Below are 15,636 nucleotides of genomic sequence, written 5' to 3'. Positions count from 1 at the left end.
GCCTAAAATACCTTGAATAGCCCCATAATGGGAACTCGGGCTAGACTTTGTGCACATGACTGTGCTGTTGCTCGATGAACGCTGGCCCACCATGATCCCCATGCAGGCACACGGGAAGTTGCGTGGCCCTGTTATTTTCACCGGTGAGGTGCCGGTGTCCGTGCGGTGGAATTTTTCCGATCTCCTGGTGGGGGAGGACGCCATCGGAACCTTGGTCAGCACCGATGAACACGATCCCGAAACTCGCGCCCGCCTTGCAACCGGCGAGCCCGTCATTCGCGCTGAATCCCTCGCTGATCCAGTCATGCAGGCGCGCCAGACTATGGCCACCGCGCGGCGCATCGGTGAGTGGGAGCGCGAGCAAACTCACGCCTCGCTCCTGCCTTATCTCGAAGAAGAATCCGCCGAATTCGTCTGGGCTGTGCGCAACCATGAACCGGAAAGCGAGATGCTCAAGGAATTGGGCGATATCTTCCTGCAGGTACTTTTCCATGCGGAAATCTCTACCTTTTCGCTTGACGACGTCGCCCAGAGCTTCGTCACCAAGATGCGCGCCCGTGCCCCGTACCTATTTGATGGCACAACGGAGATAGTCGACGTCGACACGCAAGAGCGGCTGTGGCGTGAAGGCAAGGGAATGTAGGATGGCTTCTCATGAAGAGGCTGGTGCAGATATTCGGGGGCTGTGGGGTGGCCATAGTCGTGATTATCGCGCTAGTGGTATGGCTGTTGACGGGACACGGTAGTTCTCAGCAGCCTGTACCGGACAGTATTCCGCCCGTGGAAGGCAAGGAGGTCGCACATATTGACGTCAATGCCCCCGGCCGCACCGCGGATAAGCTCACTTACTGGGCCGCTGACCTAGCCGAGGAAACCGGTATCCCGCCGGCAGCCCTGCGCTCCTATGGCAATGCTGAGCTCATTGCTCAGCAAAAGTGGCCCAATTGTCATCTGCGGTGGAATACCCTTGCCGGACTGGGCTTCGTCGAAACCCGCCACGGTACCTATAACGGCAATTGGTTTAAATCCTCCAAGCTTGACGACGCCGGCTACCCCCAGCCCCCCATAAACGGCATTGCCCTCGATGGATTGAACAATACGGCTCACACCCCAGATACCGACAACGGTGAAATCGATGGGGACTCCGAATACGATCGCGCGGTCGGACCCATGCAATTCATCCCCACTACGTGGCAAGCGGTAGGTGCCGATGCCAATGGTGACGGCAAGGCAGATCCCAATCAAATTGATGACGCCGCACTCGGCGCCGCTGGCCTTCTGTGCTTTGGTGACAGAGATCTCTCTGATCCGGATCAGTGGCAGGAAGCGGTCCTGAATTACAATCAGTCCAGCGAGTATTTGCAGAAAGTTGCACACGCAGCTAATGCCTACTCGGTTCCGCAGAGAGCCAAGTAGTGTCACACAGCAAAGTTTTCTGTCACAATTGAGAACGTGGCTGGACCAGTTGGCCCAGAGCGAACATTATTAGAGGAGTGAAACACAGCATGGCTGATATCATCCACACTTTCGCCCGCGAAATTCTCGATTCCCGTGGCAACCCAACCGTTGAGGCAGAGGTATTCCTTGACGATGGCGCCCGTGGCGTAGCAGGCGTTCCTTCCGGTGCCTCTACCGGCGTGCACGAGGCCCACGAGCTGCGCGACGGTGACGAGCGCTACCAGGGCAAGGGTGTTCTGAAGGCTGTTGAGAACATCAACGAGAAAATCGCCGATGAAATTGCTGGTTTCGAAGCAGATGACCAGCGCCTCATCGACCAGGCACTGATTAAGCTGGACGGCACCGACAATAAGTCCGAGCTTGGCGCTAACGCTATCTTGGGCGTTTCCATCGCCACAGCTAAGGCCGCTGCAGAGTCGGCTGCTTTGCCGCTGTACCGCTACATCGGCGGCCCGAATGCTCACGTGCTGCCAGTGCCGATGATGAACATCCTCAATGGTGGCGCACACGCCGACTCCGGCGTTGACGTCCAGGAATTTATGATCGCTCCGATTGGTGCTGAGTCCTTCGCAGAGGCTCTCCGCATGGGTGCCGAGGTATACCACGCACTGAAGGCAGTGCTGAAGGACAAGGGCCTGTCCACTGGTCTGGGCGACGAAGGCGGCTTCGCTCCGTCCGTTGACTCCACCAAGGCTGCTCTCGACGTCATCGTTGACGCCATCAAGAAGGCCGGCTTCGAGCCTGGCAAGGACGTAGCTCTAGCGCTCGACGTTGCTTCCTCCGAGTTCTTCAAGGATGGCAAGTACCACTTCGAGGGCGGCGAGCACACCGCTGAAGAAATGTCCAAGGTCTACGAGGAACTCATCGACGAGTACCCAATCGTGTCCATCGAGGATCCGCTGCAGGAAGACGATTGGGATGGCTATACCACCCTGACCGCTGCAATCGGTGAGAAGGTACAGATTGTCGGCGATGACTTCTTCGTGACCAACCCTGCTCGCCTGCAGGAGGGCATTGAGAAAAAGGCCGCCAACGCACTGCTGGTGAAGGTCAACCAGATCGGTACCCTGACCGAAACCTTCGATGCTGTCGAGTTGGCTCACCGCAATGGTTACCGCACCATGATGTCCCACCGCTCCGGAGAGACCGAGGACACCACCATTGCTGACCTGGCCGTTGCGCTAAACTGTGGCCAGATCAAGACTGGTGCTCCAGCCCGCTCCGAGCGTGTAGCTAAGTACAACCAGTTGCTCCGCATCGAGCAGGAGCTTGGAGACGGCGCAGTCTACGCCGGCTACTCTGCATTCCCACGCTTTAAGGCTTAATCGCTTCCTTTCTCGGCGCCCTCGCATTACCGCGGGGGCGCTTTCGCATGTCTAGGTACTGTTGCCAGGTTTGCTTCCAATTCACGGTGCGCGGCGCCAAGGGTCCTTGGGCGCGGTCAATCTCGAAGGTGCCGTCCGAAAAGAGCCAAGCGACGTCCCCGGTTATTGGATCCATGATGTATCGAGCTCTACCATCGGTCTTCACGTTGTGGTGGTGCTGACATAGCGTTACTAAATTGTCGACACTCGTCGGCCCGCCGTCCGCGTACTCCACCCGATGATCAAGCTGGCAATAGTGCGCCGGCATGGAGCATCCTGGCCATCGGCACGTGGCATCGCGACCGTGGACCCATGCCCTGATTTGCTCAGTAGGAACGTACGAGGATGTTTCTTGCGGGCACAGCTCGCGAGTCATGGAGTAGTTGCTTAAGTGTTCCGTAAGGACGCACCATCCCGCCGATGGGAGGTACACCCTAGAAGTATCACCGCCGGCGGTATAGGTATTGATTACTACCTTTGTCTGGGTGCGATTAAAGATCAGAGCTTCCAGTGCCTCTGGCTTGGTAATGTTCTTTTTTCGCGCTGCTTTGTCGATATGACGCGATATAGCGCTGGCGGTGGCCTTATCCGTCTTTAAAGTGATGGTGGCCTGGCCCTTTGAATAGGAGATGGAAAGGGAACGCTCGATTTCTTTCTCAATACTCGGCTTGAGGATGCCATCAATATAGTCACGCAAGAACCTCCGGATTTCAGATTCCGTGGGGACATGCTGCGCAGGTTCCTTTGGTGTGAGGAAGTCTGCGAGGGCGGCGTCGACTAGTTGAATACTTTCTGCGTCGTCGCCAAGCGGGGCAATTTCGGCATCAATTACGTGCAGCCGCGGGAGGTCTAGGATCCAATGTTCGGTTTGCACCGCCGTGGTCAACGGCAATTCTTGCATGCGCAGGTGGGAGCGGAGCGCGGATAAAACTCGCCAGTAGCTCAGACCCACACGCTTAGATAGAGCGGCGGTGGTGCATTCGACATCGTCTTCTAATCGTGGGAGCACGGCTTGGTAAAGCTGCCAAGACTGAATGCGTTGGAGCATAGCCAAAACACAGACAGTGTCGTCGAGGTTATTAGTGGAAAAGTAGGCTTTCTTCGGTGGTGAATCGCTGGCTGTCACGGAATGGTCCCCCTCTGGAATAAATCGCACACCCAATCGAATTTATGTTCACCAGTATAAGAGTTTGCGTCAGCATTGGCAGGGCTATCAGCGAAAAAATGTGTGAAATATCAGGGGCGCTAATAGCTGAAAATAGTGTCGGCTATTGCCTCCAGTTCTTCATCATCGAATTTCTTACCGCATGTGGCCAGAGAGCCGACCCTAGCCATGTACATAGTAAACAGTTTGTCGGGGAGGGGAGCGGCCGCTGTCATGTCAAAGGCTTCGTAGATGGGCGCGTATTTTCTATCGAATTCTGCAAAGTCGGGAACGAGTTCCTCGAATGCCTTGTCGCCGTGGGAGAGCAAGTATTTGCCATTGTCCAAGATCGGACCATCCTTGCAGGCGACGTTTCCGGCTTTCTTGAGGGACGTGGCATTGACATCGTAGCTGGTGGGCCCGTCGTCGTCATCAGAGGCTCCCGCCCCGAACATATTCAAATAATAGTCCGGAATCGTCCCGTGCTCTTTGATGTGGTAGATGAAGCCGCTCTTGGTATTGAGATCGTAGCTTCTGCTTGTGGCGGTTGGGGTCGAGCTGCTGGTCGTGGAGGAATCAGCCTGGACGGTAGATTCTTCCTCATGGTCAGAAGTGCTGCAGGCGCTGAGTAGAGTACCGATGGTTACTAGTGGAAGTGGGCGCTTGAGGGGCATGACTATTCCTTGAGCGAGGAGAATATTGTTCGAGGCTTTAGCTCGGGTGCATGGACGCCGCGACTTTTTCCAGTTCTTCATCGCTAAACTCATCGCCACAGGACATAACAGCACCCAGGGGAGTCATCGCTGCGGCCATGTACTTGTCATTATCAGGTGCATCATCGGGGATGTTGAGGGCCTCAAAAACGTCACCATATTTTTCTTCGGGTCCGCCTGCTGACATAACAGCTTCACCTAGCTTGTCAGTATCGCCCTGGAAATAGTCCTTTGAGATTTGCAGCAATTCGTCATTCTTACAGGTGACTTCGCCGGCCTTTTTGACGGACGCTGCGTTGGGTTCAAAGCTCTCCGGCTTATTATTCCCGTCTAGTTCCTTAGCATCGTGGTCGATATAATCATCTGGCAGGGTCTTATATTCCTTGAGGTAGTCGGCCATGCCGTCTTTGGTGTTTAGGTCGTAGCCGTCGCCGTACACTGGATATTCGCCGTCTTGGGCGGAGGGACTACAGCCGGCGAGGAGTAGGCTGGCGGTCAGAACGGGTAAGAGGCGCTTGAAGGTCATAAAATTTCCTTACTGAGAGGGAGAATTTCTTTTAGTGTACCCAAACTGCGCGTGCCACGTCCCTGTTACAGGAGTGACGACGCTAGGATGAAAGACCTATGGCACGTGAGAAGAAGACGCAGCGAAACCGGAGCCGCTCTAGGGTTCCGGTAGCCTCGCGTGCTGCGGATATCCGCAAAGCTCAACGTGCGCAGCTAAAGCAGAAACAAAAGCCAGACCGGATGAGTATTGCCGGTGTGGGCGTAATTGTTGCTATCGTCCTTGTCGTTTTATTGGCTATCGCTGTCCCCCTGCGCAACTACTACCATGGCCGGTCTGAAATTGCCCGCCTTCACGAGTCAATTGCCGCAAAGCAGGATGAAAAAGCCGCCCTGCTGGAAAAGATTGATAAGTATAAATCCGATGAGTACATCAAGCAGGAAGCACGGCGTCGATTCGGAGTAGTGGACGAGGGGGAGACTGCGTACCGCATTATTGATCCGCAGATTAAGCCGGATGACCAGCTCACTACAGATGGCCAGAAAGAAGAGGACTCTCGCGAATGGTACGAGGTGTTGTGGGATTCCGTAGCCGAGCCGCCTGAGGAGGAAGCCCCATCCGAACAGGTAAATCATCTTCCCATTGAGCCGGCTCCGGAAGAGGATGCGGATGTGCGATAATTGTCCGCATGACCGTCACTGATGCAGATATCGCTGTAGTAACTGAGCAATTGGGCCGGACTCCGCGCGGGGTGCTGGAGGTTTCTTATCGCACGCCGGATGGACAACCTGCGGTGATCAAGACGGCGCCCAAGCTTGCCGACGGCACTCCGTTCCCCACCCTCTACTACCTCACTGACCCACGGCTTACGGCCGAAGCTTCACGCTTGGAAGTTGCCCACGTAATGAAGTGGATGGAAGCCCGCCTGAGCGAGGACGAGGAATTGGCTGCCGATTACCAGCGCGCTCACGAGTACTTCTTGGCCAAGCGAAATGACATTGAAGATCTTGGTACCGACTTCTCTGGTGGTGGTATGCCGGATCGTGTGAAGTGCCTGCATGTGCTCATTGCCTACGCCCTTGCAGAGGGACCACAGCATTTCCGACTTGGAACTGAAGCGGTTGCCATGGCTGCCGACCACGGCAAGCTCCGGGGAACTGCCATCCCGCAAGATTGGCCGACTGTAGAAAATCTGCGGATTGACCTAACCCAATTTGATTTTTCTAACGCGGAATAGGAGGAATGCTATGACTCGCGTTGCTGCGATCGATTGCGGTACCAATTCGATTCGCTTGCTTATCTCTGAAATTCAGGAAGACGGCAAGGTTCGCGATATTACCCGCACTATGGAAATCATCCGCCTAGGAGAAGGAGTGGACGCCACTGGTGAGATCGCCCCTGCCGCCCTAGATCGCGCACGCGTTGCCTTGGAAGGCTACGTGCGGCAAATGAAGTTTGAGAAGGTCACTCGCGTGCGAATGGTCGCCACCTCCGCCACTCGCGACGCCAAGAATCAACAGCAATTCTTCGATATGACCGCTGAGCTGCTTGGCCAAATCCAGCCAGGCGCACAGGCTGAGGTCGTTTCTGGTGAGGAAGAGGCCGTACTGTCGTTTAATGGTGCCGTGGCCGATCTGGAGCCAGACCGCGGGCCATTCTGCGTCATCGATCTGGGCGGCGGCTCGACCGAGTTCGTCGTAGGCACGGCGGATGGCGATATCCTGGGGACTCACTCGGCCCGGATGGGATGCGTCAGACTCACCGAGCGCATTATGCGTACCGACCCGCCAACCGAATCCGAGATTGAGATTGCTACGGAATACGTTGCTGAGCGCACAGCAGAGGTAGAAAAAATCGTGCCCATTGATAAGGCACGCACCATCGTCGGATGTGCTGGCACTTTCACTACCCTGTCAGCTCTAGCGCAAGGCCTTGAGCGTTACGACGCCGATGCTATTCATGGTTCTGAACTTCGTTTTGAGGCCTTGCGGGTGCTTTTACAGCAACTTATTGGCCTGCCTTCCGACGTTCGCGCGCTCAACCCGGTCATCCACCCCGGCCGCGCCGACGTCATTGGTGGTGGAGCAGTAGCCGTGGAAGGGATTATGCAGCTTATCGAGCGCAACGGCGATGCACGAAGCTTTTTCATTAGTGAAAAGGACATTCTCGACGGCATTATCGCTGGTCTAGCTGCGAAGGGTACCCCTCGTTAACCCCTGCGGGGTGAGGTGTCCTAAAATATTCCTTGCCCCTCGCCCCCATAGCCCAATCGGCAGAGGCAGTCGACTTAAAATCGATTCAGTGTGGGTTCGAGTCCCACTGGGGGCACCATGTGAAGTCTCGAGACATCGTTCCGGTCGATGTCTCGAGACTTCTCGTTTTCAGTTGCCCCGACTGGGGTTGAGTTCGTTGTCTTTTTGTTGTAATAGATTTTTTCTTCGGTGGGTGTGTAGGCGGCGATTTGTGCCCCGGTGGCGGATATTTTGATGTCTACGCGGTTGTCGATGCAGACCATGGTGATTGGTTTGCCGTCCCATCTGCGTGAAGTTCTGGCGCAGTTCTAGGATGCGGTCGACAGTGCTGGGATCGGGTGTTCGAGGATTAGAGTGAGGGCGTTTAGAGCGTGGTTCTAGAGCTTTGATTCCGTCTTCTCGGTAGCGGGCTTGAAGTGTTCGGATCCATCTGGTGCTGATGTTGAAGTGCTCGGCTGTTTCAGCTTGAGTCATGCCGGTAGCAAGCATTGTTTCAATGATGATTTTAGGGGCGGGTTTTGAGTTGTTCTCCACTTATTCAGCATGGCGGAACTATGTCTCGAGACATGCCGGTTCACCCCCGCGGGGCACTCTCGCCCTAAATTGTGCTGCCGGATCGATGTAATGAGACATTCCCGCAGGACAAACCGGAACGATCTCATAAGACATGCGGAACGATGTCATGGAACCAGACACCACTGGGGGCACCATGTGAAGTCTCGAGACATCGTTCCGATCGGTGTCTCGAGACTTTTTCTTCGGTGGCAGTACAAATATTGTGAGGCCAAGGGCTTGAGGCGGGTGTCCGCTACAGTGCCCTTACGGGAGCTCCACACAGAATTTCTACTTTAAAGTAAAAATCGTGGAACTTAATGCTGGGCTATCTCGTTGATCGTAATGAGAAAGCTAATCTGCACCTCTCTTAGAAAGGACAACCGTGCGTTCAAGCAATCCGGTAATGAGTTCTCTGACCGAAAGCAGCAACCGCCAGAGCTCTGGATACGGGGATGAAGCCGCCCGCCCCATGACCGTTGATGACGTCGTCACCAAAACGGGAATTACCCTCGGCATTATCATTGTCGCCGCGGCCATTAACTTCTACCTTGGAACGGTAAACCTTGGTATTGCCATGGGTTTGACTCTGGTCGGTGGCATCGGCGGGTTCATTACCGTACTTGTAGCCTCTTTTGGCAAGAAGTGGGGCTCCGCTGCAGTGACGCTGATTTACGCCGTGTTTGAAGGCCTGTTCGTCGGTGGTTTCTCCCTTATGTTCACCAACGTGAGCTTCCAGGGTGAGGGAGGCTCAGCCATCATTGGCCAGGCCATCATCGGCACCATTGGCGTATTCATCGGCATGCTAATTGTGTACAAGACTGGCGCAGTGAAGGTGACCCCAAAGTTCACCAAGATTCTATTTGGCTTGGTTGCCGGCGTTGCAGTTATGGCACTTGTTAACTTCTTGGGCGCGATTTTCTTTGACTTCAACCCACTGCGTGATGGTGGCCCGATTGCCATTATCTTCTCACTGGTGTGCATCGTGCTCGGTGCTTTGTCCTTCTTGACTGACTTTGATCAGGCTGACCGCATGATTCGTGCCGGTGCACCTGCTAAGCAGGCGTGGGGCGTTGCGCTTGGCCTGGCAGTGACCTTGGTCTGGCTCTACACCGAAATTCTGCGTCTGTTGAGCTACTTCCAGCGCGACTAACCTTTCTGTTTGTACTTGGCCCGCACTTTGGTGTGGGCCTTTTTGTTCTCTAAAAATGCTTACAAACTTGTAATTATTGGGGTAGTGCAGGGGGGATAAAGTAAGGGTTTAATCTTGGGCTGGTCGACAAATCCGTCTCAGGTATAGCACAGCTAATGAGCAGGAAACTTCGCCTTTTAGACGTTATGGATGTGACGTATGGGGCGTATAGTTTTGTTAAATTGCCGTTAACCTACGTGGTTGCGTAGAAATTTCTTAGAGATTCATGCATGCTGTGTACCGGAACGGGAGATGCGAAGTGAAAAGTTCTCTGTTTCACTCATCCTGTTCCTCTCGTTAGAAAGTGAGTGCGCGAAGGATTGTTGTGAAGCGTCAGGTCACCGTAGCAACGTTGATAGCCAGTAGCACCGTCATGCTGGGTAGCTGTGTTGCGGATATCGGTACGAGGAGCGCGTCAGAGGAAACTACGAAAGTGGAGAATGCTGGCGGCATTAGTTCTACCGAAGGCGCAGGGGGAGCCGACGGGGACCCGGGGGATGATGCAGACGACAATCAGGGGGAATCGGCACTCGCCGCTGGCGAGAAGGATGCGGAAGGCGCCGGCCAACCGGGGGAGGCCGGCGCCACGGGGCTGGAAGAATCATCCGGCGTCCTGCCGCCATTGGGGGAATTCGATCCGGCTGATCCGAGTTTTGAGCTTTTCGATCCGTGTACGGAACTTCCGAAAAAGCATCTCCAAGCCGCCGGGCTTGGCGAACAGATAGAAGATTCAGAAAGGAAATCTGGGTTCTCTTTTTGTGCTTTTGAAAACCTCGAAGGCTCAACCGGTTCTGTCATTGGATTGACCTCGTCACGTCAAGCATTTAAGTCCTCGACAAAGCAGTCCTCTTCGCTTTCTGACGGCGGAGGACGCCGTATGCCGGTAGTGCAGATTGAAAGCGAAATGTTTGGGGATATGTTTTGCACTGTCGGAGTTTCCACGTCGCGGGGAATTCTAAAAGTTAGTCATTCTGGGGACCAGTTCGAGGATGACTACCAAACGAAATGTTCAAAAGCCGAAGAGATACTAAACAACTTTTACTGAATTAGACATCGGGGGAATTATGGAATTGCGACCAAGCAACATCATGGCTACGGCTATGAAGACTGGGAATCTGAAGGAAGAGGTTGCATTATCTGGTGGACGAATTTATTCACCTCTTAATGCTGGTTTTTCGCCTGTGACAGGGATTGACCATGTGGGAACAGTACATCAGCGAGTTCTTGAAACTGATCCGGGCTCTGCACGGCATTCCTTGAGAGCATTTTCAGAGCAACTGGACTGGCTCCATGACAGCTTAGGTCGAGAAGCACGCGGCTTTCAGGCGCAGGAGGACGCGAATAGTCGGGGAATGGATATTGCGGATGCGGGTGGGGATATCGGCGTTGAGTCTATGCCGATTATGAACCAGCCGGAGCCGGGGTACAGCCCATTTGGATTCACCATGCCAGTGGTAAATGTGGGAACCGACATCATGAAATTGGCAACGGACCTAATGTCGACGCAGATTTGGGACGTGTCGGAAGCGAACGCTCGGTGGAGCTCGTTGGCGTCGGAAGTTGACGATATCGTCAGCGGTTTGGAAGAAGCAGCTGGGTCTTTAGAAAGTGAAAATGACAGCGAGGCTACGTCGAGAGCGGCGGCAAAGATTAGGGAAGTAGCGGCGTCGGGAAGCTACTTCGTGGCAAATGCCAATGTCATGGAGGAGAAGCTGACGGGATTCCATGCCAAGCTCATGGGGATCCAGCCGACCGCCATGGCCATGGCCATGCAAGTGATGGCTATCCCGGAACCGGCGGAGCGCAAGATTGCAGAAAAGGCTGCATTGGCGATGCTGCAGCCGGACTTGCAGCGATTTGCGGTAGAGGCCATGCCCTACCAGCACGCGTTAATGGAGCAGTCACCGGCGTCGGGAGGCGGAGGCATCGATGCGGGTCTCGCTGGAGTCGAAGGTGATGGACAGCGATACAACACCGATGCAGTAGTGTGGCCGAAAAAGATTGCGGAAGCGATCGCGCGGGGAGATTTGGGACCGGGGAACTTTGACATCGTAAATGGCAAGGTCAACGGGCTAGATGCAGTGGGGATGGGCCCGCAGGAGATTAATGATTTTCATCAGCAGATGCATGCTGGCGGCAGGAACGCACTGGAAAAGCTGGGCTTGGGAGATGAAATTGCTATCAGCGGCAACGAAGTGGCCACCCAGGGGGCATCGATGCTGGGTGTCACCGCGCCAAATGGGGCGATGGGCCAGGTTCCTAGTGGCACCGCACATCCTGGCGCCGCAGGAGTAAATGCAGGGACGCTGAGCGGAAGCGGTGTGGCTGCGCCAGCAGCCACCGCACATACCGCGAACGCAGGAATTCCCCCAATGATGGCAGCAGGAAGATCCACGGATGCGGGACGCAGTGTTCTGGGTGGGCAGTCGATGCGAGGTAGATTCGGCCCAGGCAATGCGCGCAGTGGTGCAGATATTACCCGTGCCGGAAGTGGGGCCCAACTGGGACAAGGTCTTGGACGCGGAGTTGGGGTCGGAGTTCCCCACGCCGGCGTTGGTGCGGGTGTGCGGGCTGATGCTGGCGGTGGTGGAGGAACCAGCGGCGGCTCGGGCATGCGCGCCGGCGTGGGAGGTGGCCCTAGTCTTGGATCGGGAAGCGGCGAAAGCGGTGCGGCGTCGCGTAGCGGCAATGCCGGGCGTTCTACCGGCGGGGTGCGGGCGTATGGACCGATGATGGGGATGCGCGGTAAGGACAGTGAGAGAAAGCGCGTAAAGTCCGTGACCACGCAGGTAGAACGAGACCCAAATAAGCGCGACCTATTAGGCGAGCCACCCGCTGTAGTGCCCGGTGTAATCGGGGACTGGGTGCGAGAAACGGATCCAGAAAAATAGCATAGAAAAAGGGCCGGGGAATTTCCCTCGGCCCTTTTGGTCTCTTATTACTGCGGCAGCTCGGTGGCGGTGCCGTTCAAGTGCGGCTGTGCCGGCTCCTCAGGGAGGTCAGACTCGACTACGGGTGCTTCTTCCACGACGGACTCGGGTGCGGAAGAGCTGGTTTCAGTATCTTCCTGCATTGGGGCCTCTCCGGTGAAGGTAGAGGCATTTTCTACCTTAGAATCAGAATCCTGCTCGTTCGGCGGGTGGCAAGCAGCGAGGGAGAGGCCGGCGGTAAAGACGAGACCAGCGGCAGCGTAACGGGAGAACTTCTTCATGGGGATATGCTCTTTCTCCAGAGTGGGGATTGGTTAGAGGTTTAAGACTCGCGTGGAGCAGCGGCCTTAGCAGAATCATACGGTGCTGCGGACTCGATGGTGACCGAAATGGTCTTGCCATTTGGAGCGGTGTATTCGCGGGTCTCGCCCTCTTGTGCTCCGAGAATGGCGGCACCTAGCGGGGACTGCTCGGAGTAGGTTTCCAGATCCTTGTTATCGGAAGCAGCGGCGCGGGTACCGATAAGGAAGGTCTCCTTATCGTCCTTGTCACCGTTGTAGTAAACGTGAACTACGGAACCGGTATGAGCCACACCCTCTTGCACGGCACCGCGCTCGGTAGTGGCATTCGCGAGAACCTCAGAAATCTGCTTGATGCGGGCCTCTTCTTGGTCCTGCATCTCACGCGCGGCATCGTAACCGGCGTTTTCCTTGAGGTCGCCTTCCTCACGGCGCTCGTTGATTTCAGCCGCAACTACTGGGCGGTGATCGATAAGCTCCTGCAGCTCGGCCTCGAGCTTCGCTTTGGTCTCTGGGGTGATGTACTGCTTTTGCTGCTCAGCCATTCTGCAACCTTCCGTAGATAGGAATTGTGGTCAAAGCCCCTGCTTATCCTTGGGGCCATAAGTAAAAGTGGAACCAGGCAAATGCCCAGTTCTAGGCGCTACAAATCCTAGCACACGCGGTTAACGGCTTTCCGCGTAGTCGGGGTTATCCATATCCAAGTATTCCGGGATATTGCCGGAGCAACCGTAGGCTCCACCGGCCACGGCGCGGGCGTTGGTCGGGACGTCGACTGCAATGCGTTGGGTTTCGTTTCCACCAGCGGGAACCGGGAACTCGCGGCGGCCTACTTCGGACTTGGAATAGTCAAAGGCCTGGACAATGCAATAAGCATCTTCATCAATGTGATTGCGGGTGACATCGACCCAAACGCGGGTGGAGTCATCGCTTAAAACCTTTTGAGTCACGATGGACACCTGCGCGTTTACGCTCTCCTTCTGCTGGAAATACCGGAAACCAAAGAAAAGAAGCGCGATAAAAATAGCGACAAAGATCAGCACTAGGGCCCTGTTAGTCCAGCTACCAGAGTTCTTTTCAGATGAGCCGCGGGAACCATAGCGGGCGGCTGAGCGAGATTTTCCGGCGGAAGTCATGGCTTCCACTCTAGTCGAGGACCACTGTTTTCCAATTATCTACTAGGATAATCATCTGTTCACAGAACCTAGATTAATAAGGGGATGGATTTTCGGTGAGCGATTTTCGCCTACTAGCTATCCACGCGCACCCAGACGATGAGTCTTCCAAGGGTGCCGCAACCACCGCGCGCTATGCCGCAGAAGGCAATGAGGTCTTGGTGCTGACCTGTACCGGCGGCGAGCGCGGCGATGTGATTAACCCCGCCATGGATCGCCCTGGGGTTAAGGAAAGAATGGGCGAGGTTCGCCGGGAGGAAATGGCAAACGCTGCGCGGGCGCTGGGCGTACAACATCGCTGGCTGGGACACGTAGACTCCGGATTGCCGGATCCGGTAGAAGGCAAGTCGTTGGAGGAACTGCTACCGGAGGGCTGTTTTGCCTTGCTGGGAGATGACGCCGTTGCACAGGAATATGTCCAGGTAATCCGTGAGTTCCGTCCACACGTCATCGTCACTTATGACGAGAATGGTGGGTATCCGCACCCAGACCACCTGATGGTGCATCGAGCATCCATGATTGCTTGGGAGAAAGCGGGCGATGCCGAGTATCACCCAGAGTTGGGGGAGCCGTGGGCGCCGCTGAAGCTGTACTATTCGCATGGTTTTGTCTACCAACGCATGAAAATGTTCCATGATTTGCTCCAAGAGGAAGGCAAGGCCAGTCCTTATGGGCCGATGCTGGCACGCTGGGACACTGCTTTCGGAGATATTATGGCGCGTGTAACCACCCAGGTGGAATGCGCGAACTACTTCAGCAACCGCGAGGAGGCTCTGCGGGCGCATGCCACGCAGATCGACCCGGCTGGTGCCTTCTTGGCGACGTCGGTAGAGGTCCAGCAGCGCCTCTGGCCCACCGAGGAGTTTGAGCTGGCAAAGACACGCGTTTCTACCTCTTTGCCGGAAAATGACCTTTTTGCAGGCATCGAAGAGAAAGAAGAGGCCTAGAATATGAGTATGTATGGCTCTTTCGTTCTTGCCGCAAATGACGTATTGGTACTTGCCCAAGGCACCGAAGGTGCAGAAGGCGGCCCAATGGGCCCTGAATTTGGCAAGGCTTCGCCCATTGGCCTGCTGATCTTGGCGCTTATGGGAGTTGCTGTGTTGTTTGCGGGATGGAATTTTCACCGCCGTTATTCCCGCTTTCGCCGCCGCATGATGTTTGCGGAAGACCACGGCATTGATCCTTTTGATGAGGAAGCGGTGGATGAGGCGATGAAGGAAGCCGGCATTTACGATAACCGCAAGAAGTCCATTTTCTAGGCGGTTAGACTGATGAGCGTGAGTTCTCTCAAGCAGCTGGCTTACCCAGCTTATGAAGCCCGCCTAGCGAGCCTGATTAAGGGTAAACCGCAGCCCAAGCACATCGCTATCATGGCCGATGGCAATCGCCGGTGGGCGCGTGAGGCTGGTTTTACCGATATCAGCCATGGCCACCGCCAAGGCGCGAAGAAAATCGGAGAGATGATCTCGTGGTGCCGCGATACCGATATCGAAGTCGTCACCATCTATTTGCTGTCCACCGAGAACCTAAAACGCAGCGAACAAGAAGTAGAGCTGCTCTTTGACATCATCTCGGATGTGGTCAGCCATCTATCTCATAGCGATGTCGGTTGCCAAGTACGCCTTGTGGGCCACCTCGATCTGCTCCCGGATGATATTCGCCAGCGCATGGTTACGGCGGCAGCGACAACCAAGGACAATAATGGGGTCGTTGTTAATGTGGCCGTCGGTTATGGCGGGCGCCAAGAAATCGTCGACGCAGTGCAGAACCTTGTGCGCACGGAAGCAAAGAAGGGAACTTCCGCGTCGGAAATGGCGGATCGCGTCACCGCAGAGTCTATTGGTGAGCACTTGTATACCAAGGGGCTTCCAGACCCCGATTTGGTAATCCGTACCTCTGGTGAACAACGACTATCGGGCTTCCTCCTGTGGCAGGCTGCGTATTCGGAGATCTGGTTTACAGATACCTATTGGCCGGCATTCCGTAAGGTGGATTTCCTTCGTGCTTTGCGCGATTATTCGCAGCGCTCGCGACGCTTTGGAAAATAGC

Annotated in this window: 18 protein-coding genes, 1 tRNA gene and 1 pseudogene; 13 read left to right on the top strand and 7 right to left on the bottom strand. The window is 55.3% G+C overall.

The genetic code is table 11. The features are described 5' to 3' along the window. The first annotated feature begins 55 nt into the window (after positions 1-55). The 3 genes from L8V22_RS07515 (at position 56) to eno (ending at position 2,783) form a co-directional block, all read left to right on the top strand. Positions 56-643 (top strand): MazG nucleotide pyrophosphohydrolase domain-containing protein, encoded by a 588-nt coding sequence (locus L8V22_RS07515; RefSeq protein ID WP_238801589.1) that lies wholly within the window; start codon positions 56-58, stop codon positions 641-643. Between the two features lie 11 nt (positions 644-654). Further along, positions 655-1,416 (top strand): lytic transglycosylase domain-containing protein, encoded by a 762-nt coding sequence (locus tag L8V22_RS07510; protein WP_238801590.1) that lies wholly within the window; start codon positions 655-657, stop codon positions 1,414-1,416. Positions 1,417-1,505: 89 nt separating this feature from the next. After that, positions 1,506-2,783, top strand: a complete 1,278-nt coding sequence (gene eno / locus L8V22_RS07505) for a phosphopyruvate hydratase (RefSeq protein WP_238801591.1) — start codon at positions 1,506-1,508, stop codon at positions 2,781-2,783. On the opposite strand, the gene L8V22_RS07500 is transcribed toward eno, so the two are convergent. The 3 genes from L8V22_RS07500 to L8V22_RS07490 form a co-directional block, all read right to left on the bottom strand. Then, on the bottom strand, positions 2,773-3,948 hold the full coding sequence (locus L8V22_RS07500; RefSeq protein WP_238801592.1) for an HNH endonuclease signature motif containing protein: 1,176 nt from the start codon (positions 3,946-3,948) through the stop codon (positions 2,773-2,775). The genes eno and L8V22_RS07500 overlap by 11 nt on opposite strands. Positions 3,949-4,067: 119 nt before the next feature. Beyond that, entirely contained in the window at positions 4,068-4,640 is a 573-nt protein-coding gene (locus L8V22_RS07495) for a hypothetical protein (RefSeq protein WP_238801593.1), read from the bottom strand. A 37-nt stretch (positions 4,641-4,677) separates the two neighbouring features. Beyond that, on the bottom strand, positions 4,678-5,205 hold the full coding sequence (locus tag L8V22_RS07490) for a ribonuclease (protein ID WP_238801594.1): 528 nt from the start codon (positions 5,203-5,205) through the stop codon (positions 4,678-4,680). Positions 5,206-5,303: 98 nt separating this feature from the next. Here L8V22_RS07490 and L8V22_RS07485 point away from each other — a divergent pair, with 98 nt between their 5' ends. The 4 genes from L8V22_RS07485 (at position 5,304) to L8V22_RS07470 (ending at position 7,515) form a co-directional block, all read left to right on the top strand. Continuing rightward, on the top strand, positions 5,304-5,864 hold the full coding sequence (locus tag L8V22_RS07485) for an FtsB family cell division protein (RefSeq protein ID WP_238801595.1): 561 nt from the start codon (positions 5,304-5,306) through the stop codon (positions 5,862-5,864). An 8-nt stretch (positions 5,865-5,872) separates the two neighbouring features. Next, on the top strand, positions 5,873-6,421 hold the full coding sequence (locus L8V22_RS07480) for a DUF501 domain-containing protein (protein ID WP_238801596.1): 549 nt from the start codon (positions 5,873-5,875) through the stop codon (positions 6,419-6,421). 10 nt (positions 6,422-6,431) lie between these two features. Then, positions 6,432-7,397 carry a Ppx/GppA phosphatase family protein gene (locus tag L8V22_RS07475; protein ID WP_238801597.1) on the top strand — a complete coding sequence of 322 codons (966 nt, stop codon included), beginning with the start codon at positions 6,432-6,434 and terminating at the stop codon, positions 7,395-7,397. Between the two features lie 41 nt (positions 7,398-7,438). Continuing rightward, positions 7,439-7,515, top strand: a tRNA-Leu gene (locus tag L8V22_RS07470). Between the two features lie 182 nt (positions 7,516-7,697). Here the strand turns inward: L8V22_RS07470 and L8V22_RS07465 are convergent. Continuing rightward, a pseudogene (locus tag L8V22_RS07465) lies at positions 7,698-7,925 on the bottom strand (helix-turn-helix domain-containing protein); the annotation flags it as partial. Between the two features lie 448 nt (positions 7,926-8,373). On the opposite strand from L8V22_RS07465, the gene L8V22_RS07460 reads away from it, so the two are divergent. The 3 genes from L8V22_RS07460 to L8V22_RS07450 all read left to right on the top strand — a co-directional run bounded on the left by L8V22_RS07460 (position 8,374) and on the right by L8V22_RS07450 (position 12,071). Continuing rightward, positions 8,374-9,141 carry a Bax inhibitor-1/YccA family protein gene (locus L8V22_RS07460; RefSeq protein ID WP_238801598.1) on the top strand — a complete coding sequence of 256 codons (768 nt, stop codon included), beginning with the start codon at positions 8,374-8,376 and terminating at the stop codon, positions 9,139-9,141. A 364-nt stretch (positions 9,142-9,505) separates the two neighbouring features. Beyond that, the gene (locus L8V22_RS07455) at positions 9,506-10,225 is read left to right on the top strand and encodes a DUF3558 family protein (protein ID WP_269966429.1); all 720 of its coding nucleotides are present in this window, start codon (positions 9,506-9,508) and stop codon (positions 10,223-10,225) included. Between the two features lie 307 nt (positions 10,226-10,532). Then, positions 10,533-12,071, top strand: a complete 1,539-nt coding sequence (locus L8V22_RS07450) for a hypothetical protein (RefSeq protein WP_238801600.1) — start codon at positions 10,533-10,535, stop codon at positions 12,069-12,071. 47 nt (positions 12,072-12,118) lie between these two features. Here the strand turns inward: L8V22_RS07450 and L8V22_RS07445 are convergent, their stop codons facing one another. The 3 genes from L8V22_RS07445 to L8V22_RS07435 all read right to left on the bottom strand — a co-directional run bounded on the left by L8V22_RS07445 (position 12,119) and on the right by L8V22_RS07435 (position 13,545). Beyond that, positions 12,119-12,391, bottom strand: coding sequence for a thiamine biosynthesis protein X (locus tag L8V22_RS07445; protein ID WP_238801601.1), 273 nt, complete (start codon positions 12,389-12,391; stop codon positions 12,119-12,121). A gap of 41 nt (positions 12,392-12,432) precedes the next feature. Next, positions 12,433-12,954, bottom strand: a complete 522-nt coding sequence (gene greA, locus L8V22_RS07440) for a transcription elongation factor GreA (protein ID WP_005323614.1) — start codon at positions 12,952-12,954, stop codon at positions 12,433-12,435. A 120-nt stretch (positions 12,955-13,074) separates the two neighbouring features. Further along, entirely contained in the window at positions 13,075-13,545 is a 471-nt protein-coding gene (locus L8V22_RS07435; protein ID WP_238801602.1) for a DUF4307 domain-containing protein, read from the bottom strand. Between the two features lie 95 nt (positions 13,546-13,640). On the opposite strand from L8V22_RS07435, the gene mca reads away from it, so the two are divergent. Genes mca through L8V22_RS07420 form a run of 3 tightly spaced genes read left to right on the top strand, consistent with a single transcriptional unit; the run spans position 13,641 to position 15,635 of the window. Further along, positions 13,641-14,531 carry a mycothiol conjugate amidase Mca gene (gene mca / locus L8V22_RS07430; protein ID WP_238801603.1) on the top strand — a complete coding sequence of 297 codons (891 nt, stop codon included), beginning with the start codon at positions 13,641-13,643 and terminating at the stop codon, positions 14,529-14,531. A gap of 3 nt (positions 14,532-14,534) precedes the next feature. Further along, positions 14,535-14,846: a hypothetical protein gene (locus L8V22_RS07425; protein ID WP_238801604.1), complete on the top strand. Its 312-nt coding sequence runs from the start codon at positions 14,535-14,537 to the stop codon at positions 14,844-14,846. Positions 14,847-14,858: 12 nt separating this feature from the next. Further along, a complete protein-coding gene (locus L8V22_RS07420) occupies positions 14,859-15,635 on the top strand; it encodes an isoprenyl transferase (protein WP_255711836.1) in 777 nt (258 codons plus the stop codon). Position 15,636: the final 1 nt, after the last annotated feature.

It is taken from the genome of Corynebacterium yonathiae (genome assembly GCF_027570195.1).
Classification (GTDB): domain Bacteria; phylum Actinomycetota; class Actinomycetes; order Mycobacteriales; family Mycobacteriaceae; genus Corynebacterium; species Corynebacterium yonathiae.
The sequence above is the reverse complement of the archived record's forward strand: the minus strand, read 5'-3'. Positions and strand labels throughout refer to the sequence as shown.

Bases quoted from the DNA above. Each gene is read 5' to 3' on its own strand.
- L8V22_RS07510 (WP_238801590.1), top strand. From the start codon at position 655: ATGAAGAGGCTGGTGCAGATATTCGGGGGCTGTGGGGTGGCCATAGTC.
- greA (WP_005323614.1), bottom strand. From the start codon at position 12,954: ATGGCTGAGCAGCAAAAGCAGTACATCACCCCAGAGACCAAAGCGAAG.
- L8V22_RS07485 (WP_238801595.1), top strand. From the start codon at position 5,304: ATGGCACGTGAGAAGAAGACGCAGCGAAACCGGAGCCGCTCTAGGGTT.
- L8V22_RS07420 (WP_255711836.1), top strand. From the start codon at position 14,859: ATGAGCGTGAGTTCTCTCAAGCAGCTGGCTTACCCAGCTTATGAAGCC.
- L8V22_RS07450 (WP_238801600.1), top strand. From the start codon at position 10,533: ATGGATATTGCGGATGCGGGTGGGGATATCGGCGTTGAGTCTATGCCG.
- L8V22_RS07475 (WP_238801597.1), top strand. From the start codon at position 6,432: ATGACTCGCGTTGCTGCGATCGATTGCGGTACCAATTCGATTCGCTTG.
- eno (WP_238801591.1), top strand. From the start codon at position 1,506: ATGGCTGATATCATCCACACTTTCGCCCGCGAAATTCTCGATTCCCGT.
- L8V22_RS07490 (WP_238801594.1), bottom strand. From the start codon at position 5,205: ATGACCTTCAAGCGCCTCTTACCCGTTCTGACCGCCAGCCTACTCCTC.
- L8V22_RS07495 (WP_238801593.1), bottom strand. From the start codon at position 4,640: ATGCCCCTCAAGCGCCCACTTCCACTAGTAACCATCGGTACTCTACTC.
- L8V22_RS07480 (WP_238801596.1), top strand. From the start codon at position 5,873: ATGACCGTCACTGATGCAGATATCGCTGTAGTAACTGAGCAATTGGGC.
- L8V22_RS07425 (WP_238801604.1), top strand. From the start codon at position 14,535: ATGAGTATGTATGGCTCTTTCGTTCTTGCCGCAAATGACGTATTGGTA.
- L8V22_RS07445 (WP_238801601.1), bottom strand. From the start codon at position 12,391: ATGAAGAAGTTCTCCCGTTACGCTGCCGCTGGTCTCGTCTTTACCGCC.
- L8V22_RS07435 (WP_238801602.1), bottom strand. From the start codon at position 13,545: ATGACTTCCGCCGGAAAATCTCGCTCAGCCGCCCGCTATGGTTCCCGC.
- L8V22_RS07515 (WP_238801589.1), top strand. From the start codon at position 56: ATGACTGTGCTGTTGCTCGATGAACGCTGGCCCACCATGATCCCCATG.